We start from the raw sequence: 23,635 nt of genomic DNA, 5'->3' as shown, positions 1-23,635 counted from the left end.
CCAGTGACCAAGCACGATGAAGGTGACGGCATGACCAGCCTGGAGATGGCTCCCACCAACGCCGGGGCGGACGGGGCCGCGCCGCTCCTCGAAGTCCGCGACCTGCACGTGGAGTTCGCGGTCCGCGACTCCGTGACCAAGGCGGTCAACGGCGTCAACTACAGCGTCAACGCGGGGGAGACCCTCGCGGTGCTCGGCGAGTCGGGCTCCGGCAAGTCCGTCACCGCGCAGGCGATCATGGGCATCCTCGACAGCCCGCCCGGACGGATCGCCAAGGGCGAGATCTTCTTCCAGGGCCAGGACATCCTGCGCCTGCCGGAGAACGAGCGGCGCAAGCTGCGCGGCGCCAAGATGGCGATGATCTTCCAGGACGCGCTGTCGTCGCTCAACCCGGTGCTCTCGGTGGGCTTCCAGCTCGGCGAGATGTTCCGCGCCCACCAGGGCATGTCCCGCAAGGACGCCAAGGCGAAGGCGATCGAGCTGATGGACCGGGTGCGCATCCCGGCCGCGGCCCAGCGCGTGGGGGACTACCCGCACCAGTTCTCGGGCGGTATGCGCCAGCGCATCATGATCGCGATGGCGCTGGCCCTGGAGCCGGACCTGATCATCGCCGACGAGCCGACCACGGCCCTCGACGTGACCGTCCAGGCCCAGGTCATGGACCTGCTCGCGGAGCTGCAGCGCGAGTACAACATGGGCCTGATCCTGATCACCCACGACCTGGGCGTCGTCGCCGACGTGGCCGACAAGATCGCGGTCATGTACGCCGGCCGGATCGTCGAGACGGCCCCCGTGCACGAGCTGTACAAGCGGCCGGCGCACCCCTACACCAAGGGCCTGCTGGAGTCGATCCCACGCCTGGACCACAAGGGCCAGGAGCTGTACGCGATCAAGGGCCTGCCGCCCAACCTCCAGGCGATCCCGCCGGGCTGCGCGTTCAACCCGCGCTGCACCATGGCGCAGGACGTCTGCCGCACCGACGTACCGCCGCTGGTGCCGGTGACCGAGCTGGACGGCACGGAGCTGCCCGGCCGTCACTCCGCATGCCACTTCTGGAAGGAGACGATCCATGGCTGAGCCCACGAAGCTCGCGAAGGACGACGAGCCCAAGGACGACGCCACGCCGAACGTCTCCAAGGTGGAAACCGTGAAGGTGGCCTCCGAGGACGAGGCGGTCGAGGTCCTCGACGCCCCGGCGCAGCGCGGCGAGCCGATCCTTCAGGTGCGCAACCTGGTCAAGCACTTCCCGCTCACCCAGGGCATCCTGTTCAAGAAGCAGATCGGCGCGGTCAAGGCCGTCGACGGCATCTCCTTCGACCTGTACCAGGGCGAGACCCTGGGGATTGTCGGCGAGTCCGGCTGCGGCAAGTCCACGGTGGCCAAGCTCCTGATGAACCTGGAGCAGGCGACCGCCGGCGAGATCTTCTACAAGGGCCAGGACATCACCAAGCTGTCCGGGCGGGCCCTGAAGGCCGTGCGCCGCAACATCCAGATGGTGTTCCAGGACCCGTACACCTCGCTCAACCCGCGCATGACGGTGGGTGACATCATCGGCGAGCCCTTCGACATCCACCCCGAGGTGGCCCCGAAGGGCGACCGGCGGCGCCGGGTGCAGGAGCTGCTGGACGTCGTCGGCCTGAACCCGGAGTACATCAACCGCTACCCGCACCAGTTCTCCGGCGGCCAGCGCCAGCGCATCGGCATCGCCCGCGGCCTCGCGCTCAACCCCGAGGTCATCATCTGCGACGAGCCGGTCTCCGCGCTGGACGTGTCGGTGCAGGCGCAGGTCATCAACCTGATGGAGCGACTGCAGGACGAGTTCAACCTGTCGTACATCTTCATCGCGCACGACCTGTCGATCGTCCGGCACATCTCCGACCGGGTCGGCGTGATGTACCTGGGCAAGATGGCCGAGATCGGCACCGACCGGCAGATCTACGACCACCCGACGCACCCCTACACCCAGGCGCTGCTGTCGGCGGTCCCGGTGCCGGACCCGGACGCCCGCGACCACCGCGAGCGGATCATCCTCACCGGCGACGTGCCCTCCCCGGCCAACCCGCCCTCGGGCTGCCGCTTCCGCACCCGCTGCTGGAAGGCCGAGGACAAGTGCGCCAAGGAGGTGCCCCTCCTGGCGGTGCCCGAGCGCTTCAAGGGCCTGGACACGCCGGCGGCCCACGAGTCGGCCTGCCACTTCGCCGAGGAGAAGGACGTCGTCGGCGCGGCGTAGTCTCAGCGGTTCCCCTTCCGGTTCCCGGCGCCTTCCCCAAGGCGCCGGGAACCGGCGTTTTCCGGCGCGCACGCGGCGCGCACACGCGTACGGCGCACACGCGTACGGAACGCACGCGTACCCACGGCACACACGAAGGACGGGCGGATGCTGCACCACGTCGAACTCTGGGTCCCCGACCTGTCCCGGGCGGTCCGCTCCTGGGGCTGGCTGCTCGGCCGGCTCGGCTGTGTGCCGTACCAGGAGTGGGAGCACGGCCGCAGCTGGCGGCACGGTGTCACCTATCTGGTCCTCGAACAGTCGCCTGCGCTGAGCGGGGACGGCCACGACCGGACGCGGCCGGGCCTGAACCACCTCGCCTTCCACGCGGGCGGCCGCGCGGACGTGGACGCGCTGATGCGGGACGCGCCCGCGCACGGCTGGTCGCCCCTGTTCGCCGACCGCTACCCGCACGCGGGCGGCCCGCGGCACTACGCGGGCTACCTCACCGACACCGACGGGTTCGAGGTGGAGCTGGTGGCCGCGGAACAGGGCGACCGGCAGACGGCGCAGGGCGGCTGACGGCGTCCAGGGCGCGGCGGGACGGACCCGTCGCTGCGCCGTACGGCTCAGGCGAGGGCATGCCCCGGTGCGGCAGACGTGCGATATGCGGCTTGTCTGTTGATATGAGCACAGGTCTGTCACCGCACCCCAGGAGGCGCCCATGCGTGGCCGTACGCGCGTGCAGTGCGCCCTGGCCGTGGCGGTCGCCGTCCTGCCGCTCGCCGCCTGCACGAGCGGCGCCGGCGCGGCCGGGGGCAGCGTCCTCTCCTCCTCCTGGGGCGACCCGCAGAACCCGCTGGAGCCCTCCAACACCAACGAGGTGCAGGGCGGCAAGGTCCTCGACATGATCTTCCGCGGCCTCAAGCGGTACAACCCCCGCACCGGCCGCGCCGAAAACATGCTCGCCGAGCGCATCGACACCACCGACTCGCGCACCTACACCATCACCGTCAAGGACGGCTGGACGTTCAGCAACGGCGAACCCGTCACGGCCCGCTCCTTCGTCGACGCCTGGAACTACGGCGCGAGCCTGAAGAACAACCAGAAGAACGCCTACTTCTTCGGCTACATCGAGGGCTACGACAAGGTCCACCCCGACAGCGGTGAGCAGAGCGCGGACACCCTCTCCGGCCTGAAGGTCACCGGCCCGCGCACCTTCACCGTCACCCTCGGCCAGAAGTTCTCCAGCTTCCCCGACACCCTCGGCTACGCCGCCTTCGCCCCGCTGCCCCGGGCGTTCTTCACCCACCACAAGGCCTGGCTGGACAAGCCGATCGGCAACGGCCCCTACACGGTGCGGTCGTACACCAAGGGCGCGCAGATGTACCTGAAGAAGTGGGACGGCTACCCCGGCCCCGACAAGGCGCGCAACGACGGCGTGACCCTGATGGTCTACACCGACAGCAACACCGCCTACACCGACGTCCTGGCCGGCAACCTCGACCTCGCCGACGACATCCCCGCCGGGCAGCTCAAGAACGTCGCCTCCGATCTCGACGGCCGCTACATCAACACCCCGGCCGGCATCCTCCAGACCCTCGCCTTCCCCTTCTACGACAAGGCGTGGAACACCGAGGGCGCGCGCAAGGTCCGCACCGGACTGTCCATGGCGATCAACCGCTCCCAGATCACCAAGACCCTGTTCAGAGGCACCCGCACCCCCGCCACCGACTGGACCTCGCCGGTGCTCGGCAAGGACGGCGGCTACCAGGCCGGTCTGTGCGGCGCCGCCTGCGCATACCGGCCCGCCGAGGCGAAGAAGCTGGTCCAGGAGGGCGGCGGACTGCCCGGCGGCCAGGTGCGGATCACCTACAACGCGGACACCGGGTCGCACAAGGAGTGGGTGGACGCCGTGTGCAACTCCATCAACAACGCGCTGGGCGACGACCGGGCCTGCGTGGGCAATCCGGTCGGCACCTTCGCCGACTTCCGCAACCAGATCTCCCAGCACAAGATGCCCGGACCGTTCCGGGCCGGCTGGCAGATGGACTACCCGCTCATCCAGAACTTCCTCCAGCCGCTGTACTACACCGACGCCTCCTCCAACGACGGCAAGTGGTCGAACAAGCAGTTCGACACCCTGGTGGACCGGGCCAACGCGGAGACCGGCCAGAAGGCCGCGATCGGGCTGTTCCAGCAGGCCGAGGAGGTCGTCCGGGACAACATGGCCGCCATCCCGCTCTGGTACCAGAACGGCAGCGCCGGCTACTCCGAGCGGCTGCGCAACGTCGCGCTCAACCCGTTCAGCGTCCCCGTGTACAACGAGATCGAGGTGGGCTGAGCCGCCATGGCACGCTATCTCGTCCGACGGCTCCTCCAGATGATCCCGGTCTTCGTCGGGGCCACCCTGCTGATCTTCCTGATGGTCAACGTGATGGGCGACCCGGTCGCGGGCCTGTGCGGCGAACGCGCCTGCGACTCCGCCACCGCCGCCCAGCTGGAGCGGGAGTTCGGCCTCGACAAGCCGGTGTGGCAGCAGTACGCGACCTACATGGGCAACGTCTTCACCGGCGACTTCGGCACCGCCTTCAACGGCCAGCCCGTCACCGAGCTGATGGCCACCGCCTTCCCCGTCACCATCCGGCTCACCCTGGTCGCGATCGTGTTCGAGATCGTCATCGGCATCACCCTCGGCGTCGTCACCGGACTGCGCCGCGGCCGGCCCGTCGACACCGCCGTCCTGCTCGGCACCCTGGTCGTCATCTCCGTGCCCACCTTCGTCACCGGCCTGCTGCTGCAACTGCTGCTCGGCGTGAAGTGGGGCTGGGTGCGGCCCTCGGTCTCCCCGCAGGCCCCGCTGGACGAGCTGATCCTGCCCGGCCTCGTCCTCGCCTCCGTCTCCCTCGCCTACGTCACCCGGCTCACCCGCACCTCCATCGCGGAGAACCGCCGCGCCGACTACGTCCGCACCGCCGTTGCCAAGGGCCTGCCCCGCCGCCGCGTCGTCGTCCGGCACCTGCTGCGCAACTCGCTGATCCCCGTGGTCACCTTCATCGGCACCGACATCGGGGCGCTGATGGGCGGCGCCATCGTCACCGAGCGCATCTTCAACATCCACGGCGTCGGCTACCAGCTCTACCAGGGCATCCTGCGCCAGAACACCCAGACGGTGGTCGGCTTCGTGACCGTCCTCGTGCTGGTCTTCCTGGTCGCCAACCTGCTCGTGGACCTCCTCTACGCCGTACTCGACCCGAGGATCCGCTATGCCTGACCAGCAGCAGCCCTACGAGCCCGGACCCGCCGTCGCGGGCACCGGCATGGGCGGCGGAATGGACCTGGCCGCGACCGAGGCCGCCACCCTGGAACGGGACCCGGACCAGCCCGACGGCGCCGGACCGCAGGACCGGCCCCGCTCGCTGTGGTCCGACGCCTGGCGCGACCTGCGCCGCAACCCCGTCTTCCTCGTCTCCGCGCTGGTCATCTGCTTCCTGGTCCTCATCGCGATCTGGCCCTCCCTGATCGCCCCCGGCAACCCGCTGAGCTGCGACCTGGCCAGGGCACAGGACGGGCCGAGCCCCGGCCACCCGTTCGGCTTCGACGGGCAGGGCTGCGACGTGTACACCCGCACCGTCCACGGGGCCCGCGCCTCCGTCACGGTCGGCGTCTGCGCCACCCTCGGCGTCGCGGTCCTCGGCTCCGTGCTCGGCGCGCTCGCCGGGTTCTTCGGCGGCGGCTGGGACGCGGTGCTGTCCCGGATCACCGACGTCTTCTTCGCCATCCCGGTCGTCCTCGGCGGCCTGGTCCTGCTGTCGGTGGTCACCAGCAACACCGTCTGGCCGGTGGTCGGGTTCATCGTGCTGCTGGGCTGGCCGCAGATCTACCGCATCGCCCGCGGCTCGGTCATCACCGCCAAGCAGCACGACTACGTCCAGGCCGCCCGCGCCCTCGGCGCCTCCGACACCCGCATCCTGCTGCGCCACATCGCGCCCAACGCCGTCGCCCCCGTGATCGTCGTCGCCACCATCGCGCTCGGCACGTACATCTCCCTGGAGGCGACGCTGTCCTATCTCGGCGTCGGGCTGAAGCCGCCCAGTGTGTCCTGGGGCATCGAGATCTCCGCCGCCTCGCCCTACGTCCGCAACGCCCCGCACGCCCTGCTGTGGCCCGCCGGCGCGCTCGCGGTGACCGTGCTGGCGTTCATCATGCTCGGCGACGCGGTGCGCGACGCCCTCGACCCGAAGCTGAGGTGAGGCCGCCGTGCTCCTCGAAGTCCGCGATCTGCACGTGGAGTTCCGCACCCGCGACGGCGCCGCCCACGCCGTCAACGGGGTCACCTACGCGGTGGACGCGGGCGAGACGCTGGCCGTGCTCGGCGAGTCCGGTTCCGGCAAGTCCGTCACCGCGCAGGCGGTCATGGGCATCCTCGACATGCCGCCCGGCCGGATCACCGGCGGCGAGATCCGCTTCCAGGGCCGGGACCTGCTGACGCTGAGGGAGGAGGAGCGGCGGCGGGTGCGGGGCGCCAAGATGGCGATGATCTTCCAGGACGCGCTGTCCGCCCTCAACCCGGTGCTCACCGTGGGCGACCAGCTCGGCGAGATGTTCCGCGTGCACCGGGGGTTGTCCCGCAGGGCGGCGCGGGCCGAGGCGGTGCGGCTGATGGACCGGGTGCGCATCCCGGCCGCGGCCCAGCGCGTGGGGGACTACCCGCACCAGTTCTCGGGCGGTATGCGCCAGCGCATCATGATCGCGGTGGCGCTGGCCCTGGAGCCGGACCTGATCATCGCCGACGAGCCGACCACGGCCCTCGACGTGACCGTCCAGGCCCAGGTCATGGACCTGCTCGCGGAGCTCCAGCGCGAGTACGACATGGGACTCGTCCTCATCACCCACGACCTCGGCGTCGTCGCCGACGTGGCCGACCGGATCGCGGTGATGTACGCGGGGCGGATCGTGGAGACGGCGCCGGTTAACGACATCTACAAGAGCCCGGCGCACCCGTACACCCGGGGCCTGCTGGACTCCGTCCCGCGCCTGGACCGCAAGGGCCGTGAGCTGTACGCGATCAAGGGGGTGCCGCCCAGCCTGCGGGCGGTCCCGCCCGGCTGCGCCTTCCATCCGCGCTGTCCGATGGCCCGGGACGTGTGCCGCACGGACGTACCGCCGCTGTACGAGGTGTCCGAAGTCCGGGGCAGCGCCTGCCACTTCTGGAGGGAGTGCCTCGATGGCTGAGCCGGCCGCGCCCGGAGGGACAGCGTCGACCACCGCGCCCGCCGAACCCGTGCTGGAGGTCAGCGGGCTCGTCAAGCACTATCCGCTCACCCGGGGCGTGCTGTTCAAGAAGCAGATCGGAGCGGTCCGGGCGGTGGACGGGGTGGACTTCGTCCTCGGCCGGGGCGAGACGCTCGGCATCGTCGGCGAGTCCGGCTGCGGCAAGTCGACGGTCGCGAAGCTGCTGTGCCATCTGGAGCGGCCGACGGCCGGCACGATCCGCTACCGCGGCGAGGACGTCACCCGGGTGTCCGGGCGGGCCCTGAAGGCCGTGCGCCGCAACATCCAGATGGTGTTCCAGGACCCGTACACCTCGCTCAACCCGCGGATGACGGTGGGTGACATCGTCGGCGAGCCGTACGAGATCCATCCCGAGGTGGCCCCGAAGGGCGACCGGCGGCGCCGGGTGCAGGAGCTGCTGGACGTCGTCGGCCTGAACCCGGAGTACATCAACCGCTACCCGCACCAGTTCTCCGGCGGCCAGCGCCAGCGCATCGGCATCGCCCGGGGCCTGGCGCTGCGCCCGGAGGTGATCGTCGCCGACGAGCCGGTCTCGGCGCTGGACGTGTCGGTGCAGGCGCAGGTGATCAACCTGATGGAGCGGTTGCAGGACGAGTTCGACCTGTCGTACGTCTTCATCGCGCACGACCTGTCGATCGTGCGGCACATCTCCGACCGGGTGGGGGTGATGTACCTCGGCCGGATCGTGGAGACCGGCACGGACACCGAGATCTACGAGCATCCGACGCACCCCTACACCCAGGCGCTGCTGTCCGCCGTGCCGGTGCCCGACCCGGAGGCCCGCGCGCACCGCGACCGGATCATCCTCTCCGGCGACGTGCCGTCCCCGGCCGCCGTCCCCTCCGGGTGCCGCTTCCGCACCCGCTGCTTCAAGGCGCGGGAGCGGTGCGCGCTGGAGGTGCCGGAGCTGGCGGTGCCCGCCGAGTTCCGGCACCGGCAGGGGCCTGCGGCCCACGACTCGGCGTGCCTGTTCGCCGCGGAGCGGCAGGTCGTGCGTTAACGCGGGGGCAACGTCGGCGAAGCCGTACCGATATACGGACGCGTCAGGCTGAGGAACGTACGGCCGTGCGGGTGCCGTGGACGGGCCGGGGGCGTGTTGGCGCCCCCGGCCCGGTACCGTTCCCGCGGGCCGCCCGGTTCTCCGGGCCGCCCGGCCGAGGCCGAGCGGCCGCGTGGACAAGCGGCTCAGCCGAGACCCAGCGACCGCTTGAGGAAGTCGACCTGGAGCAGCAGCAGGTTCTCCGCGACCTGTTCCTGCGGGGTCATATGGGTGACCCCGGACAGCGGCAGCACCTCGTGCGGCCGGCCGGCGGCGAGCAGCGCGGAGGACAGCCGGAGCGCGTGGGCGACGACGACGTTGTCGTCGGCGAGGCCGTGCACGATCATCAGCGGCCGGTGCGGCTCGGCGGCCTCCGCCAGCCCGTCGTCGGTGACCAGCGAACTCCTCGCGTACGCCGCCGCGTCCGTGCCCGGGTCGCCCAGGTACCGCTCGGTGTAGTGGGTGTCGTACAGACGCCAGTCGGTGACCGGGGCGCCGGCGATGCCCGCGTGGAAGACGTCCGGGCGGCGCAGCACGGCCAGCGCGGAGAGGTAACCGCCGTAGGACCAGCCGCGGATCGCGACCCGGGTCAGGTCGAGCGGGTAGCGCTCGGCGAGGTCGTGCAGGGCGTCGATCTGGTCGTCCAGGGTGACCGTGAAGTCGTGGTGGACCGCCTTCTCCCAGGCGGGGGAGCGGCCTGGGGTGCCGCGCCCGTCGGCGACGACCACCGCGAAGCCCTGGTCGGCGAACCACTGGGAGGTGAGGTGCGCGTTGTGCGCGGCGACCACACGGGCGGCGTGCGGGCCGCCGTAGGGGTCCAGGAGGACGGGCAAGGGCCGTTCGGCCCCGTTGTCCTTGTCATGCGGGTAGTCCGTAGGCATAAGCACGGCGCACGGAATTTTGCGTGCGCCCCCCTCGGTGAGGGTCACGCGCGGGGAGAATCCGGGGTCCGCCGCGTGCGAGGCGAGGGTCGCCACATGCTTCCCGTCCCGCAGTACCCGGACCCGGACGCCGGGCCGGTCCAGCGTGGCGGTGGCCAGGACCGTCACGCCCCCCGCGCGCACCGCCGAGTGCACGCCGGGCTCCTGGCTCACGCGCTCCCAGCCCAGCTCGTTGACCCGGTAGACATGCACCTCGCCGGTCTCCGGAGCGGTCGCCTCCGCCCCGGCCGACGCGGAGACCAGCACGTCGTCGGCGGTGACGTCGAGGACCGCACGGACGTGCAACTGGGCCCCGGTGAGCGGCCGTTCACCGACTGCCAGAACCCGGGCGCCGCCCTCGTCCGCGATCCGCACCAGGTGCCCCGACGGACTCCAGCACGGCGAACCGGGGAAAAGATCAAGCCAAGTTGCGTCCTCGTCGGCGTGCACCATCCGGGTCTGCCCGGAGTCCGGGTCCACGGCCAGACAGAGCTGGCTGCGCTGGTCCCGTGCCTGCACCAGCAGCAGCGGCGCACCCGCCGCTGACCAGTGCACTCGCGCGAGATACGGGTAGCGGGCGCGATCCCAGACCACCTCCGTGCGGGCCCCGTCCAGACCGATCACGAACAGCCGTACGTCCGCGTTCGCGGTGCCCGCCGCCGGGTAGCGCACCTGGCCGGGCGCCTGCTCCGGTCGCGCCGGATCGGAGATCCACCACTGCTGCACCGGCGTGTCGTCCACCCGCGCCACCAGCAGCCGGTCCGATTCCGGCGCCCACCAGAAGCCCCGGGTGCGGTCCATCTCCTCGGCCGCGATGAACTCCGCGAGCCCGTACGCGACCGACTCCGACTCGGGCTGCGCCAGCGCCCGGTCACCGTCCCCCTCGGCGCCCACCACGCGCAGCGCCCCGCCGGCGACGTATGCGACGTACCGCCCGTCCGGCGACGGGCGCGGGTCGATCACCGGTCCGGTGACGGACAGTTCACGCGCGGTCGCGGCCCGCAACCCGGCCGTGAAAAGCCGCCCTGACAAGGCGAAAGCCGCCAACTCGACGGCTGTGTCAGTGGCATATCCGACGATGCCCGCGCCGCCCTCGCGGGTGCGCTCGCGGCGGGCCCGCTCCTCGGGCGACAGGTCCTCGGCGGACCCGCCGAGCAGGGCGCGCGGGTCGGCCGCGACGCGCTCCTGGAGGTCGTCCAGATCGAGGACCCACAGCGCGTTCGCCCGGTCCGTACCGGAGCCGGAGCGCAGGAACACGACCCGGGAGGCGTCGGGCGCCACCGTGAACGCGCGCGGCGCGCCGAGGGTGAACCGCAGGGTGCGGGCGTGCCGTCGGGGGAAGGAGACAGGCTCTGTCGTCATGCCCTGACCATATTGGCCATGCGCCCCCTTGTACGACTGTGCGCGGGCTGGTGCGCGCGTGCGGATAGTTATGATCAATAGCGCAGAGTGGGTATGAACGTCGTGCCCGTTGTGTGGAGTTCCTAGCCCCCATAGTCCGACCCCCGACACCCCCCGCGTCCTGGGATCTTTGGAGGTGAGCCGCCGTGGCACTCTCGATTTCGGCGGTGGTGCTGCTGGCGATCATCGTCTTCTTGTTGATCAAGAAGTCCGGACTGAAAGCAGGGCACGCCATCGTGTGCATGCTGCTCGGCTTCTACCTCGCCTCGTCGACGATCGCACCCACGATCAGCGATCTCACGACGAACATCGCGGGGATGATCGGCAGCATCAAGTTCTGAGCCGCCGGCCCGACTTGATCCGCGCCCGCGCCTTCGGGACGGGCGCGCCGAGTACCCGTCCCGGGCGGTCTCAGTACCCGTCCCGGGCGGGCTGAGCACCGGCGCTGATCGCCGGGGCGGCCCCTGTGCGGCCGGGCTTGGCTTCCGAAGGCGACGACGGAGGGCGAGCCGTCACCGTGCCCACCGCCCGGGAGATCTTCGCCCAGGAGGACGACGGCTGAGGGGCCGGGCGCACACGCCTCGTAGGGTGGTCCCATGACGGAACTGCCCCCCCGGCGTCTGCTGCTGGTGCACGCGCACCCGGACGACGAGTCGATCAACAACGGCGTGACCATGGCCCGGTACGCGGCCGAGGGCGCGCTGGTGACCCTGGTGACCTGCACCCTGGGGGAGCGGGGCGAGGTGATCCCGCCCGGGCTGCGGCACCTGACAGGGGCGGCGCTCGGCGCGCACCGGCGCACGGAACTCGCCGACGCCATGCGCGAGCTGGGCGTCGCCGACGTCCGGCTGCTCGGCGGCGCCGGGCGGTACCGGGACTCCGGGATGACGGGCCTGGCCGACAACGACGACCCCGACTGCTTCTGGCAGGCCGACCTCGACGAGGCCGCCGGACACCTCGTCGCCGTCATCCGCGAGGTGCGCCCGCAGGTCCTCGTCACCTACGACGACCACGGCGGCTACGGCCACCCCGACCACATCCAGGCCCACCGCGTCGCCATGCGCGCCGCGGACCTCGCTGCCGACCCGGCCGTACGGCCCGACCTCGGCGCGCCCTGGCGGATCGCCCGGGTGTACTGGAACCGGACGCCGCGCGCCGTCGCCGAAGGGGCCTTCGCGCGGCTCCGGGACGCGCTGCCCGGCCTGCCGTTCGACCAGTGCGCCGCCGTGGACGACGTACCCGGCGTCGTCGCCGACGACCGGATCACCGCCCGGATCGAGGGCGGCCCCGCGCACGCCGCCGCCAAGGCCGCAGCGATGGCCGCCCACGCCACCCAGATCCAGGTCGCCGGCGGGAGCTTCGCGCTCTCCAACGAGCTGGCCCAGCCCCTGTTCACCACCGAGTACTACGAAGCGGTGCGCGAGGACGGGCCCACCGGTCCCGCCGACGGCGCCGTCCGGACCGATCTCTTCGCCGGGATCGAGGAGGAGACGTCATGACCCCGTCCCGCCGCGAGCCCGCCGGGAACGGCCCGCTGCTCGCCCAGCCCCTCAAGCCGCCGTCCGCCGGACGCGCCGCCGCCTACCTGGGACTCTTCGTGCTCGGCGCGGTCGTCGGACTCGCCGGGGCACTGCTCCAGGCCGCCTGGTTTCCCGGCGGGCTGCTGCTCGCGCTGGCCGGTTCGGCCGGACTGTTCCTCGGCGGCGCGCGGGCCGCCCGCAGCCGGGGAGGGGCGGTGGCGGGCGCGGCCGGCTGGCTGATCGCCGTCATGCTGCTGACCGCCAGTCGCCCGGAAGGGGACTTCCTGTTCGCGGCGGGCGGAGGTTCCTATCTCTTCCTGCTCGGCGGCATGGCACTGGCTGTGATCTGTGCCACTTTGGGGCGTGGCCGGTAACCGCGGTGGCCACGGCGTCCGACTTGGTGACTGACGTACCACTTCTTCCCATCACTCCCGTGCGCGTCCGGTGTGGTTTTCCACAACGGTCCCGGGATAGGCGCGGGAAGCGGCCAGTATGGTGGTGCGCGCCGCCGAGCTGCCCGCAGAGTGAGGTCGTGACGGGCGGCGGAGCCAACCGGGAGAACCTGCCTTGAGTCGTGAAACTGACACTCCGTCCTCCGGGCCCAACGGGCGCGGCGGAGCCGCCTACCCCTCGGGGACCCCGCCGTACGGCATCCCGGCGGTGTCCGACGACGGCGCGGACGTGGGCCGTTCGGCCACGCAGCCGGAGGAACGCAAGACCGAGACCACGCTGACGACCCGGATCCGGATCAACATCCCCGGGTCCCGGCCGATTCCGCCCGTGGTCGTGCGCAAGACCGTCGGCGAGAACGGGACCGCGACCGAGGCCGAGGGCGACGCCGCTCCGGGCTCCGGCGGGACCAGCCGCCCCAACGGGGCGAACGGCTCCCGGGGTTCGCGCGGCCCCAAGGGGTCCGGCGCGAGCCGGGCCGCCGGTGACGGCGGCCCGGGCGACCTGTCCGGGCCGGGCGACACCCCGGTGACCGGCGGCGCCGGTGAGCCGTCCGCCGCCGAAGCCGCGGCGACCGCCGAGGAGAAGCCCACCAGCGACTGGTTCGCGCCCCGCAAGCCCCAGTCGGGCAAGGGCGGTCAGGGCGGGGGCGGCACCAACGGCGCCGGACTGCCCGGCGGTTCGGGCGCGGCCGCGGGGAACGGCGCCGGTGCGGGCCCCGGCCCCTCCGGGCAGGCCGCGTCCGGTGCGGGCGCCCCGGCTCCCGCCGCGTCCGGTCCCGGCACGTCCGGCGGCGGCCGTCCGGCGCCCGGCGGGCGTCCCGGCGGTGTGGTCGGCTCCATGAACATGCCCGGTGGCGGCGCGCGCAACGGCTCCACGGGCGGTGCCGGGCTGCCCGGCGCAACCGGCGGTCCCGTGGCCCCCGGCCACGGCGGCGGCACCGGCTCCTTCGACGTGACCGAGGCGCTGGCCGCGGGCCCGCTTGCCGGCGGTTCCCGCCCCGGCGGCGAACCGCGCCGCGACGACCTCCCCTACTTCACGGAGAACGGCCAGGGCGACCAGGCCGGCTACGACCACCAGGGCGGCGCCGCGGGCGCTCCCGGCAGCACCAACGGCGCGGGCGTGCCCGGCGGTCCCGGCGGCCAGGCGGGTCCCGGCGGCCGGCGCGGCCCCGCCGGCCCGACCGGCGGCCCGGTGACCGGCGACGGTGCGCTGTACGCGGCCGCCGCGGGCGGCCCCGGCACCGCGACAGGTCCGAACCCGACGACCGGCCTTGGGGCCCACACCGCCCACCCCGGCGGCGGGCTCAGCGACGACACCGCGATCCTCACCCCGCAGAAGCCCGCCCCCGAGCCGGGCGCGGGAGGCCGGCCGGGACGGCCGGACAACGTCTCCGGCCACACCGTCACCAGCGGCATGCCGGTCATCACCCCCGGCACCGACTCGCCGTTCCGGCCGGGCGCGGGCGGCGACGGGCCGCCCTCCCCGGCGTTCCCGAAGCTGTCCGAGCTGCCCCAGCCGGGCGCCGCGCCCGCCCAGCCCGCCAAGGCCAAGGCCGCGAAGGCCGGCAAGGCGGGCAGGAAGAAGGGCCGCAGCAAGCTGGTGCTGCTCTGCGGCGGCCTGGTCCTCGTCGCCGGTGTCGCCTACGGCGCCGGACTGCTGATGAACCACTCCGACGTGCCCAAGGGCACCACCGTGCTCGGCGTGGACATCGGCGGCGGCACCCGTGACGACGCGGTCAAGAAGCTCGACGACGCCTTCAAGGACCGGGTCGACAAGCCGCTGCGGCTGTCCGTCGACGGCCGCACCGTCACCCTGAAGCCGGACCAGGCCGGGCTCCAGCTCGACACCCAGGCCACCGCCAGCGCGGCCGCCACCAGCGACTACAACCCCGTCTCGGTGATCGGCTCCCTGTTCGGCGACCACCGGGTGGTCGAACCGCAGATGCCCGTGGACGAGGAGAAGCTCCAGGCCGCCCTCCAGAACGCCGCGGGCGGCGCCGGTTCGAACGACGGCACCATCAGGTTCGAGCCCGGCAAGGCCGTCGCCGTGTACGGCAAGCCGGGCAAGGGCATCGACGCCGCCCGCTCGGCCCGCGCGGTCGAGCAGGCGTACCGCACCCAGGTGGAGACCGGCGCCACCACCCCGGTCCAGGTGGCCACCACCAGCCGGCAGCCCACGGTGTCCAACGCCGAGGTCGACCGGATGATGAAGAAGTTCGCCGAACCGGCGATGTCGGCCAAGGTGTCGGTCACGGCGGGCGCGGGGCACGAGGTGGTGTTCAGCCCGGAGAAGTCGCTGTGGAAGTTCCTCCAGGTCAAGGCCGTCGACGGCAAGCTGGTCGACTCCTACGACGAGGCGCGGCTCAAGGACCTGTACGGCGGGGCCTTCGACGGCGTCCTGATCACCCGCGGCACCGGCCAGAAGACGCCCGTCACGGTCCAGGACGTGATCAGCGTCCTGCGCCCGGCCCTGATGAGCAAGACCCACCGCGTCGCGGTCATCGACACGAACCCCAGCTGACGGCCCGGCGGTGAGGGGGCGGCCGGTGTCACACCGGCCGCCCCCTCCGCCGTACCCCGCCCCCTCGTGCCCTGCCCTGCCCTGTCATGCCCTCCGCATGACATCTGTCATCCGGCGGTCAGGACCCCCGACACTGCCGTCCGCCCCAGCCGCCCGGCCAGGATGGGGGACATGACGACGACAGCGGAGACCGCCGCGGCGGAGGCCACCTCGGTGGTGGCGTTCGACCAGGTGACCAAGAGCTACGGGAACGTACGGGCCGTGGACGGACTGTCCCTCGCCCTGCATCCGGGGGAGACCGTGGCCCTGCTCGGGCCGAACGGGGCCGGCAAGTCCACCACCCTGGATCTGCTGCTCGGCCTCAAGCACGCCGACCGCGGCACCGTCTCCGTCTTCGGCACCGGCCCCCGCGACGCGATCGTCGCCGGGCGGGTCGGCGCGATGCTCCAGAGCGGCGGGCTGATGGAGGAGGTCACCGTCGCCGAACTGGTGCGCCTCGCCTGCGACCTGCACCCCAAGCGGTTCAAGGTGCAGGACGTGATGGCCCGCGCCGGTGTCTCCCAGATCGCCGACCGCAAGGTCAACAAGCTCTCCGGCGGCCAGGCGCAGCGCGTCCGCTTCGCCCTCGCCACGGCCGGCGACAGCGACCTGATCGTGCTGGACGAGCCGACCACCGGCATGGACGTCTCCGCCCGCCAGGCCTTCTGGGCCACCATGCGCGAGCAGGCCGACCAGGGCCGTACTGTGCTGTTCGCCACCCACTACCTGGAGGAGGCCGACGCCATCGCCGACCGGGTGCTCGTACTGCACCGGGGCCGGCTGCTGGCCGACGGCACCGCCGCCGAGATCAAGGCGAAGGCCGGCGCGCGCAGCGTCCGCTTCGACCTGGAGGGCGTCGTCGACGAGAGCGCCCTGCGCGGCCTGCCCTTCCTCACCTCGCTGGACGTCAGCGGCCAGACCGTCCGCATCCAGTCGGCCGACGCCGACGCGACCGTCCACGCCCTGTACGGGCTCGGCGTCTACCCCCGCAATCTCGAAGTCGCCGGGCTCGGTCTCGAGCAGGCGTTCGTCGCCATCACCGAGGCCGAGGAGGCCAGGCAGTCGTGACCAGCCTCATCAAGCTCGAACTCGCCCGCGCCCTGCGCAACCGCAAGTTCCTGTTCTTCTCGGTCCTCTACCCCTCGATCCTGTTCCTGATCTTCTCCAGCAGCTCCGGCTCCGACGAACGGGTCGACGGGACCAGCCTCACCGTGGCCACCTATCTGATGGTGTCGATGGCCTCGTTCGGCGCGCTGACCGCCGTCCTCATGGGCAACAGCGAGCGCATCGCCAAGGAGCGCGAGAGCGGCTGGGTGCGCCAGCTGCGGCTGACCAGCCTGCCCGGCCGCGGCTACGTCCTCGCCAAGACCGCCGGCGCCGCCGTGGTCAGCCTGCCGTCCATCGTCGTCGTGTTCGCCGTCGCCGGGGCGATCAAGCACGTACGGCTGGACGCCTGGCAGTGGCTGGCCCTCACCGGCGTCATCTGGGCCGGCAGCCTGGTCTTCGCCGCGCTCGGCGTCGCCATCGGCTACCTCGCCAGCGGGGACGCCGTCCGCCCCATCACGATGATCATCTACTTCGGCCTGTCGATCCTCGGCGGCCTGTGGATGCCCTCCACCACCTTCCCGCAGTGGCTCCAGGACATCGCCGAGTGGCTGCCCACACACGCGTACGCTGCTCTGGGACGGGCGATCGAACAGAGCCAGGCTCCCAGTGCCCAGGACATCGCCGTGCTCGCCGCCTACTTCGTCGTGTTCGCGGGCGGCGCGGCCTGGCTGTACCGGAAGGACACGCTGAAGGCGTGAGCGTCATGACCGAGGACCGGGACTGCGAGCGGGACGACCGCCTGATCACCATAGGCCAGTCGCCCCGCGACCGCCGGGAGGTGCTGCGCAAGGTCGTGTGGATCGGCGTCTGGCTGCTCTTCCTCAGCTCGCCGGTCCACGACCTGGCCGCCGGGGACCACGGCGCCGCCGGCAGGGTGGGCGGCTGGACGGGCCTGGCGGTCTTCGTCGCCGCCTACCTGGCGCTGGTCTTCAGGAACTGGGGCCGTCCCTTCCGCCGCCGGACCGTCGTCGGCCTCATCGTCTTCCTGGGTGCCCTGGCCGCCCTCCTCTGCCTCACCCTCGGCCCGGCCTGGCTCGGCCTGTTCTGCTACGTCTCCGTCGCCTGCGGGGCCACCCTGCCGGTGCGGGCCGCCTACGCGGCGATCCCCGCGACCGCCGCCGTGATGGTCCTCACCGGCCTCCGCACGGACGTGGCCGAAGCCAGGAACCTGGTCCTGCTGGTGCTGCTCATCGGCTTCGCGATGGTGGGAGTGAGCCAGCTGGTGCGCACCACGGTCGAGCTGCGTGAGGCCCGGGCCACCGTGGCCCAGCTCGCCGCGAACGAGGAACGGCTGCGCCTCGCGCGTGACCTGCACGACCTGCTCGGGCACTCGCTCTCCCTGATCACCCTCAAGAGCGAGCTGGCCGGGCGGATGCTGCCCGGCCGGCCCGACAAGGCCGCCCAGCAGGTCGCCGACATCGAGCAGGTCAGCCGGCAGGCCCTGGTCGACGTCCGCGAGGCCGTCACCGGCTACCGCCGCCCGCGCCTGGCCGCCGAGCTGGCCGGAGCACGGGTCGCGCTCACCGCGGCCGGCGTGGAGGCGCGGCTGCCCGCCGAACCCGACCTCGGCGACGTGCCCGAGGAGAGCGAGTCCGCCCTCGCGTGGGCACTGCGCGAGGCCGTCACCAACGTCGTCCGGCACAGCGGCGCCCGCCATTGCGCGGTGGAACTGGTGCGCCGCGAGACCCTGGACGGGCCGGTGCTGGAACTGTCCGTGGAGGACGACGGCCAGGGCGGCGCGGGCGGACTGCCCGGCAACGGCCTGACCGGTCTGTCCGAACGGCTCCAGAAGGCCGGCGGCATGCTGGAGGCGGGCCGCCTCAAGCGCGGCTTCCGGCTGGTCGCGCGGGCGCCGCGGGCCGCCGCCGCTCGGGTGCCGCAGGGCGGGGGAGGGGACGTAGGATCCCCGGCATGAGCAGCACGATCAAGGTCCTCCTGGCCGAGGACCAGTCGATGGTCCGCGAGGCCCTGGCCGCCCTGCTCGGCCTCGAGGACGACATCGAGGTCGTGGCCCAGGTCGCGCGGGGCGACGAGGTCGTCGCGGCGGCCCACGCACACGACGTGGACGTCGCCCTGCTCGACATCGAGATGCCCGGCTGCACCGGCATCGAGGCCGCCGCCCGGCTGCACCGGGAACTGCCGACGGTGAAGCTGGTCGTCCTCACGACCTTCGGCCGCCCCGGCTATCTGCGCAGCGCCATGGAGGCGGGCGCCGACGCGTTCCTGGTCAAGGACGCACCGGCCGCGCAGCTCGCCGCCGCCGTGCGCAAGGTGCTGGCCGGCGAGCGCGTCATCGACCCCACGCTCGCCGCGGCGGCCCTCGCCGAGGGCGCGAACCCGCTGACCGACCGGGAGCGCGAGGTGCTGCGCGCCGCCGCCGACGGCTCCACCAACGCCGAGCTGGCCGCAGCCCTGCACCTGTCCCAGGGCACGGTCCGCAACTACCTTTCCACCGCCATCCAGAAGCTCGCCGTCCGCAACCGCGCGGAGGCGGTCCGCACGGCCCGGGAGAAGGGCTGGCTGTAGGGCCCCGCCCGGGTCGCCGCCGTCGGTCCGGCAGGAGGCGCGGGGCGGTCACGTCACTCGGTTCGGTCGGGCGCGGGGATCGGGCCGGCGGGGCGGGTGGCTCAGTTCAGCAGGGCACGGGCCGCCTGCGCCTGGCCCCTGACCTGCTCCGCGGTGGACTCGTCCACCACCGACACCAGCTCCGCGTACGCCTCCAGCTCCAGCGCGCCGCCCACGAAGTCGCCGCGCTGCACCAGCAGCTGGGCGCGCTCGTAGCGCAGCCGGGCCGGGTGCGAGGGCAGGACCAGCGACAGTTCGACAGCCCAGAGGGCCACGTCCGAGCGTTCGGGCCGCACCGCGGCCCACGCGCGGACGTTGTTCAGGATGCGCAGCACCACGTCGAGCGGATCGGCGGGCTCCAGCATCGAGGGCCTGAGCGGCGCGCCCGTCGCCCCGGCGACCAGCAGCTCGGCGTCGGCCCCGGTGAGCACCCGCCCGCCGTCGAACGGATCGGCGAGGACCTGCTCACCGGCCGGGCCGAACCCCACGACGAAGTGCCCGGGCAGCGCCACCCCGTACACCGGCGCACCGGCCCGCCGGGCGACCTCCATCCACACCACCGACAGCAGGATGGGCAGCCCGCGCCGCCGCCGCAGCACCTCGTGCAGCAGCGAGGAGTCCAGCCGCTGGTAGTCGGCGGCCGAGCCGCTGAACCCGTACCGTTCGCCCAGCAGCCCGCACAGCGCCCGCGCCCAGGCCAGCGGTCCGCCCGGCCGGTACGGCAGCTCCCCGGCCAGCCGGTCCAGTTCCATCTGCGCCGCGTCCAGGCCGTCCTCGTCCAGCGCGCCGTCGCCCGCCGCGCCGACCAGCAGGCACAGCGCGGACAGGTCGGGCCGCTCGCTCCGCGCCTCCTCGGCGAACCGCCGGAGCACCTCGGCGGATCGCTCCGGCGGCGGGGGACAGGGAGCGCCCATGGCCAGTTCGTACCCGCTCACGAAGAACCGTCTACAGCAGTCGCGGTGGCTTCCGCCACCGATTCCGGCTCGCGGTAGTGGTGGTAGGCATGGTGGGGAGCGAAGCCGAGGCGGGCGTACAGCTCGCGGGCGCCCGCGTTGCCGGTCTCCACCTGGAGCCAGCCGGCCGACGCGCCCTCCTCCAGGGCCCGCGCGGCGAGCGCCGCCATGACGGTGGTCGCCAGTCCCCGCCGCCGCAGCGCCGGGTCCACTTCCACGGCGGCGAAGGACGCCCACCGCCCGTCCACGACACAGCGCCCGATCGCGGCGGGCACTCCGGCGCCCTCACCGGGCACGGACGCGAACCACACCGAGGGGCCGCCGCCCAGGACCTTCAGGGCCACCTCGCTCACCCCCTTGCGCTGGTAGCGCGCAAGCCACGCCTCGTCGGCCGTGCGGGACAGCACGACCCCGACTCCACCGGCGCCCTCGGCCCGGTCGGCGACCGGCGCCAGCGCGCCGGTCCACAGCTCGGCGGTCACCTCGCGCACCCAGCCCCGCCGATCCAGCTCCGCGCACAGCAGCTCCTGCGTGCCCTCGGCGCCGGTGGCGGTCTGGACGTACGCGGGCAGTCCGCGCTCGTGGTACCAGCGTCGTACGGCGGCCAGGGCCGCGTCGAGCGGGACGCCGGGATCGCCGAGCGGCAGCACGGAGTTGGCCCGCCGCGTGAAGCCCGCCCGTCGCCCGGCCACCGCCCCCCACGGACGCCCCGCGGGCGGCACCTGCTGCACCGCGGCCCGCAGCTCCCAGTCACCGAGCCGCTCGCTCTCCACCGGCGGCCACGCCCGCGCGGCGACCCGGGCGAGTTCGGCGTAGGAGGCGGCGGGACCGCGGCGGCGCGCCGGGGCCGGGGGCACGACCTTCCCCGCGACCAGCGACGTCTCCGCGATCCGGACGGTCCGACCGTCCTTCTGTGTGATCAGCAGCACACCGTCGGTCCATGATGTGAGAACACCGACCGTGTCGGTGAACTTCGCGCCCGCGCCACCCGTTTCGGCCAAGCGCCGTACGGAGACCCGTTTCCCCACGTCAGCAGCGGTGATACGGACCACGAGTCGTCCCGCAGCCGAGATTTCCACAGGTCGGTTCACCCCTCCTGTTCGGATCATGCCCAAGAACGGAGATACTAGAGGGGGCATCGACGACGCCGCGCTCCCGCGCGCCAGGCGGCGGAGCCTGTGGAGGCCCGCCAGCGCCCTATCGAGGAGGAACGACAGCGTGACCTACGTCATCGCGCAGCCTTGTGTCGACGTGAAGGACAAGGCGTGCATCGAGGAGTGCCCGGTCGACTGCATCTACGAGGGCCAGCGGTCCTTGTACATCCACCCGGACGAATGCGTCGACTGTGGTGCCTGTGAGCCGGTCTGCCCGGTCGAGGCGATCTTCTACGAGGACGACGTGCCGGAGGAGTGGAAGGACTACTACAAGGCCAACGTCGAGTTCTTCGACGAGCTGGGCTCTCCCGGCGGCGCCAGCAAGCTGGGCCTGATCGAGCGTGACCACCCGTTCGTCGCCGCGCTCCCGCCGCAGGCCGAATAGCCGTCCGGCGGCACCGGGGTCCGACCAGAGGCCCTTCGCCGCGCCGCCTCGGTCCCGTACGGCCTGATCGCCCCCCGGCGTTCCGGCCGCCGTACGGGACCGAGGCGTTTTCCGTCGCAGAAAGTGAGCCTGATCCCCGTGTCCGCAGTCTCCGACCGGCTTCCCGTCTTCCCCTGGGACAAGCTGGAGCCGTACAAGAAGACGGCCGCCGCCCACCCGGACGGCATCGTCGACCTGTCCGTCGGAACGCCGGTCGACCCGGTGCCCGAGCTGATCCAGAAGGCGCTGATCGCGGCGGCCGACTCGCCGGGCTACCCGACCGTCTGGGGCACGCCCGAACTGCGCGACGCGATCACCGGCTGGGCCGAGCGCCGCCTCGGCGCCCGCGACCTCACCCACCGCCACGTCCTGCCGATCGTGGGCTCCAAGGAGCTGGTCGCCTGGCTGCCCACGCAGCTGGGCCTCGGCCCCGGCGACACGGTCGCCTTCCCGCGCCTGGCCTACCCGACGTACGAGGTCGGTGCCCGGCTCGCCCGCGCCGGGCACCTCGCCTACGACGACCCGACCGAGCTGGACCCGGCCGGCCTCAAGCTCCTCTGGCTGAACTCGCCGTCCAACCCCACCGGCAAGGTCCTCGGCAAGGACGAGCTGACCCGGATCGTCGCCTGGGCCCGCGCGCACGGCGTCCTCGTCGTCTCCGACGAGTGCTACCTGGAACTCGGCTGGGAGGCCGACCCGGTCTCCGTCCTCCACCCGGACGTCAACGGCGGCTCCTACGACGGCCTGGTCGCCGTCCACTCGCTGTCCAAGCGTTCCAACCTGGCCGGCTACCGCGCCGCCTTCCTGGTCGGCGACCCGGCGGTCCTCGGCCCGCTGCTGGAGATCCGCAAGCACGGCGGCATGATGACCTCCGCGCCCACCCAGGCGGCCGTCGTGGCTGCCCTCGGCGACGACGCCCACGTCCGCGAGCAGCGTGAGCGCTACGCGGCCCGCCGTGCCCAGTTGCGCGAGGCGCTGCTCCGCCACGGCTTCCGCATCGAGCACAGCGAGGCCAGCCTCTACCTGTGGGCGACCCGCGACGAGTCCTGCTGGGACACGGTGGCCCACCTCGCCGAGCGCGGCATCCTGGTCGCGCCGGGCGACTTCTACGGCCCGGCCGGCGACCGCTTCGTCCGGGTCGCCCTCACGGCGACGGACGAACGGATCGCGGCGGCGGCCGCCCGCCTCTGAGCGCAGCGGTAGGGGACCGGCCCCGGTCCCTGCGCCCTGCGGTGCGGAGCCGGCCGCTCGCCTCCGCGCCCTGCGGTGCGGGGCCGGCCGAACGGTCCCGCACACACCGAGGGGGTCCAGGTTCCTCCTGGACCCCCTCGGGGCGTTCGCGGCGCGTGCGCGCCCCCGTTCTAGCTGAGCGGCAGACCCGAGACCGGCAGGCCCTTCGCGGCCGGCACGCCGCCCTTGGTGGCGGTCTTCGCGGTGTCGCCGAGGACGCCGCCCGCGGAACCGGCCGCGTCGCCGGCCGCCTTCTGCGCCACCGGAGCGGTCTGCTTGACGAGCTTGCCGCCGGTCTTGCCGGCGGTCGGCACGGTCTGCTTGACGGCCTTGCCGCCGGTGTCGCCCGCGACCCCGGTGACGTGCTGCGCGGCGCCGTCCACGGTGTTGCCGACGTGCGCCCCGTCCAGCGCGGTCAGACCGCCGAGGTTGGGGTTGGCGGGCAGCTGCGGGGCAGCGCCGGCGGAGCCGGCCGCACCGACCCCGGCAGCCGCTCCCGCAGCGACGAGCAGCGCGGCACGGGCGATCCGGCGGGTCAGGGGGAGGGACATGTTGCTCCTTCGACGGAAGTGAATCTGAAGTCTTAGACCCGGCCCGGAAGTTGACTCTCCGAGCTCGGACGCAGTGACTACCGCTCGAAGCCCGCGAAGGTTGCGGCGCGCCGACGTAAAGAGTTGGCAATGCGTCGCATTATCGGTTCCGGAGGAAGTAGGACAAAACGCGCCCCGCAGGGGGAAGGTGTCGTGTCCCTGCTGCCCCGTGTTTCCAAGGGTTCCGGCGATCACGGGGGTGACGGCACGAAAACC

Annotated in this window: 22 protein-coding genes; 18 read left to right on the top strand and 4 right to left on the bottom strand. The window is 72.7% G+C overall.

Going from position 1 to position 23,635, the window contains the following annotated elements; all coding sequences use genetic code 11:
- Window positions 1–30: 30 nt before the first annotated feature.
- From AB0N63_RS08985 to AB0N63_RS08950, 8 genes are all read left to right on the top strand, one after another.
- Window positions 31–1,077, top strand: coding sequence for an ABC transporter ATP-binding protein (locus AB0N63_RS08985; protein ID WP_043261250.1), 1,047 nt, complete (start codon window positions 31–33; stop codon window positions 1,075–1,077).
- Window positions 1,070–2,230: a dipeptide ABC transporter ATP-binding protein gene (locus tag AB0N63_RS08980; protein WP_365526137.1), complete on the top strand. Its 1,161-nt coding sequence runs from the start codon at window positions 1,070–1,072 to the stop codon at window positions 2,228–2,230. The genes AB0N63_RS08985 and AB0N63_RS08980 overlap by 8 nt, the downstream gene beginning before the upstream one ends.
- A 147-nt stretch (window positions 2,231–2,377) precedes the next feature.
- Complete coding sequence (locus AB0N63_RS08975; RefSeq protein ID WP_365526135.1) at window positions 2,378–2,791, top strand: VOC family protein; 414 nt, start codon at window positions 2,378–2,380, stop codon at window positions 2,789–2,791.
- A 142-nt stretch (window positions 2,792–2,933) separates the two neighbouring features.
- The gene (locus AB0N63_RS08970) at window positions 2,934–4,553 is read left to right on the top strand and encodes an ABC transporter substrate-binding protein (RefSeq protein WP_365526132.1); all 1,620 of its coding nucleotides are present in this window, start codon (window positions 2,934–2,936) and stop codon (window positions 4,551–4,553) included.
- 6 nt (window positions 4,554–4,559) lie between these two features.
- On the top strand, window positions 4,560–5,483 hold the full coding sequence (locus AB0N63_RS08965; protein WP_365526130.1) for an ABC transporter permease: 924 nt from the start codon (window positions 4,560–4,562) through the stop codon (window positions 5,481–5,483).
- Window positions 5,476–6,462 carry an ABC transporter permease gene (locus tag AB0N63_RS08960; RefSeq protein ID WP_365526127.1) on the top strand — a complete coding sequence of 329 codons (987 nt, stop codon included), beginning with the start codon at window positions 5,476–5,478 and terminating at the stop codon, window positions 6,460–6,462. Before AB0N63_RS08965 ends, AB0N63_RS08960 begins: the two co-directional genes overlap by 8 nt.
- A gap of 7 nt (window positions 6,463–6,469) precedes the next feature.
- Window positions 6,470–7,444 (top strand): ABC transporter ATP-binding protein, encoded by a 975-nt coding sequence (locus tag AB0N63_RS08955; RefSeq protein WP_365526124.1) that lies wholly within the window; start codon window positions 6,470–6,472, stop codon window positions 7,442–7,444.
- On the top strand, window positions 7,437–8,504 hold the full coding sequence (locus AB0N63_RS08950) for a dipeptide ABC transporter ATP-binding protein (protein ID WP_365526121.1): 1,068 nt from the start codon (window positions 7,437–7,439) through the stop codon (window positions 8,502–8,504). Before AB0N63_RS08955 ends, AB0N63_RS08950 begins: the two co-directional genes overlap by 8 nt.
- Window positions 8,505–8,689: 185 nt before the next feature.
- Here the strand turns inward: AB0N63_RS08950 and AB0N63_RS08945 are convergent, their stop codons facing one another.
- The gene (locus AB0N63_RS08945; RefSeq protein ID WP_365526118.1) at window positions 8,690–10,825 is read right to left on the bottom strand and encodes a prolyl oligopeptidase family serine peptidase; all 2,136 of its coding nucleotides are present in this window, start codon (window positions 10,823–10,825) and stop codon (window positions 8,690–8,692) included.
- Between the two features lie 185 nt (window positions 10,826–11,010).
- On the opposite strand from AB0N63_RS08945, the gene AB0N63_RS08940 reads away from it, so the two are divergent.
- The 8 genes from AB0N63_RS08940 to AB0N63_RS08905 all read left to right on the top strand — a co-directional run bounded on the left by AB0N63_RS08940 (window position 11,011) and on the right by AB0N63_RS08905 (window position 19,029).
- Window positions 11,011–11,205 (top strand): hypothetical protein, encoded by a 195-nt coding sequence (locus AB0N63_RS08940; RefSeq protein ID WP_009190440.1) that lies wholly within the window; start codon window positions 11,011–11,013, stop codon window positions 11,203–11,205.
- 255 nt (window positions 11,206–11,460) lie between these two features.
- A complete protein-coding gene (gene mshB, locus AB0N63_RS08935) occupies window positions 11,461–12,363 on the top strand; it encodes an N-acetyl-1-D-myo-inositol-2-amino-2-deoxy-alpha-D-glucopyranoside deacetylase (RefSeq protein WP_365526115.1) in 903 nt (300 codons plus the stop codon).
- Window positions 12,360–12,758: a DUF6113 family protein gene (locus AB0N63_RS08930; RefSeq protein ID WP_365526112.1), complete on the top strand. Its 399-nt coding sequence runs from the start codon at window positions 12,360–12,362 to the stop codon at window positions 12,756–12,758. The genes mshB and AB0N63_RS08930 overlap by 4 nt, the downstream gene beginning before the upstream one ends.
- A 193-nt stretch (window positions 12,759–12,951) precedes the next feature.
- Entirely contained in the window at window positions 12,952–15,357 is a 2,406-nt protein-coding gene (locus tag AB0N63_RS08925) for a hypothetical protein (RefSeq protein WP_365526110.1), read from the top strand.
- Window positions 15,358–15,528: 171 nt separating this feature from the next.
- Window positions 15,529–16,464, top strand: a complete 936-nt coding sequence (locus AB0N63_RS08920) for an ABC transporter ATP-binding protein (protein ID WP_365526107.1) — start codon at window positions 15,529–15,531, stop codon at window positions 16,462–16,464.
- The gene (locus tag AB0N63_RS08915) at window positions 16,461–17,201 is read left to right on the top strand and encodes an ABC transporter permease (RefSeq protein ID WP_365526104.1); all 741 of its coding nucleotides are present in this window, start codon (window positions 16,461–16,463) and stop codon (window positions 17,199–17,201) included. Before AB0N63_RS08920 ends, AB0N63_RS08915 begins: the two co-directional genes overlap by 4 nt.
- Before the next feature lie 5 nt (window positions 17,202–17,206).
- Complete coding sequence (locus AB0N63_RS08910; protein WP_365526434.1) at window positions 17,207–18,418, top strand: histidine kinase; 1,212 nt, start codon at window positions 17,207–17,209, stop codon at window positions 18,416–18,418.
- Window positions 18,415–19,029, top strand: a complete 615-nt coding sequence (locus AB0N63_RS08905) for a response regulator transcription factor (protein WP_365526101.1) — start codon at window positions 18,415–18,417, stop codon at window positions 19,027–19,029. Before AB0N63_RS08910 ends, AB0N63_RS08905 begins: the two co-directional genes overlap by 4 nt.
- Before the next feature lie 101 nt (window positions 19,030–19,130).
- Here AB0N63_RS08905 and AB0N63_RS08900 read toward each other — a convergent pair whose 3' ends face one another.
- The gene (locus AB0N63_RS08900) at window positions 19,131–19,982 is read right to left on the bottom strand and encodes a transglutaminase-like domain-containing protein (protein WP_365526431.1); all 852 of its coding nucleotides are present in this window, start codon (window positions 19,980–19,982) and stop codon (window positions 19,131–19,133) included.
- 17 nt (window positions 19,983–19,999) lie between these two features.
- Complete coding sequence (locus tag AB0N63_RS08895) at window positions 20,000–21,100, bottom strand: GNAT family N-acetyltransferase (RefSeq protein ID WP_365526428.1); 1,101 nt, start codon at window positions 21,098–21,100, stop codon at window positions 20,000–20,002.
- A 139-nt stretch (window positions 21,101–21,239) separates the two neighbouring features.
- Between AB0N63_RS08895 and fdxA the strand changes: the two genes are divergently transcribed.
- Both fdxA and AB0N63_RS08885 read left to right on the top strand, forming a co-directional pair.
- Complete coding sequence (fdxA, locus tag AB0N63_RS08890) at window positions 21,240–21,560, top strand: ferredoxin (RefSeq protein ID WP_018571242.1); 321 nt, start codon at window positions 21,240–21,242, stop codon at window positions 21,558–21,560.
- 138 nt (window positions 21,561–21,698) lie between these two features.
- On the top strand, window positions 21,699–22,790 hold the full coding sequence (locus AB0N63_RS08885) for a bifunctional succinyldiaminopimelate transaminase/glutamate-prephenate aminotransferase (protein WP_365526097.1): 1,092 nt from the start codon (window positions 21,699–21,701) through the stop codon (window positions 22,788–22,790).
- A gap of 170 nt (window positions 22,791–22,960) precedes the next feature.
- On the opposite strand, the gene AB0N63_RS08880 is transcribed toward AB0N63_RS08885, so the two are convergent.
- Complete coding sequence (locus tag AB0N63_RS08880; protein WP_019980308.1) at window positions 22,961–23,380, bottom strand: hypothetical protein; 420 nt, start codon at window positions 23,378–23,380, stop codon at window positions 22,961–22,963.
- Window positions 23,381–23,635 lie beyond the last annotated feature (255 nt).

Origin of the sequence: Streptomyces sp. NPDC093260, assembly GCF_040683715.1 — a bacterium.
GTDB lineage: Bacteria > Actinomycetota > Actinomycetes > Streptomycetales > Streptomycetaceae > Streptomyces > Streptomyces sennicomposti.
The sequence above is the reverse complement of the archived record's forward strand: the minus strand, read 5'-3'. Positions and strand labels throughout refer to the sequence as shown.